This is a genomic window from Weizmannia acidilactici (assembly GCF_008974185.1).
Taxonomy (GTDB): domain Bacteria; phylum Bacillota; class Bacilli; order Bacillales; family Bacillaceae_C; genus Weizmannia; species Weizmannia acidilactici.
Map to the genome: position 1 here is coordinate 1 of NZ_BKZP01000108.1, position 488 is coordinate 488.

A 488-nucleotide genomic window follows, 5' to 3' on the forward strand; every position below is an offset into this window, starting at 1 on the left:
TTTCGCCTTTTTAAATTTTAGCCATCTGTTTCGGCTCTTCAAGGGTATAGGCTTCGCCCTCGCATGCTCGCCCTTGAAGCCCGCAACACAGATGGCTTAATGGGCTTCAAGGCGAAAAACGAGAAACTAAACGGTAAAGGTCAAAAAATTCCTTGATATCCTGCTAGCCCTTTTAGAGCTTCTATATACGGCTTGCCTTGATCCCGGCTTGCCAATGCAGGCAAATGCCCCGTAACCGCTCCTATTGATTCTCGAGTTTTTACTTTCAGCCACTGCTTGATATTGATTTTCTTATCCGGTTTTTCGTTCTCTTTTGCCGAATCAGCTATGGCTTCATAAAGGGTCCCTTCAAAGCGATGAACCATGGCTGTAGCCATTGAATGGAGGCCGGCTAGTCCCCAACTGTACCCCTGTTTTAGTCGCTTGGAAAATTGATTCATTTGGGATTCAGCGGCACCCATCGGTCGCATCCATGATGTATCTGTAAA

The 488-nt window shown here is 46.3% G+C and carries 1 protein-coding gene; it reads right to left on the minus strand.

Annotated elements, in window-relative coordinates:
* Positions 1-140: 140 nt before the first annotated feature.
* Positions 141-488 (minus strand): UPF0236 family transposase-like protein (locus BpJC4_RS15915; protein ID WP_172968388.1); only part of this gene is annotated, 348 nt, incomplete at its 5' end.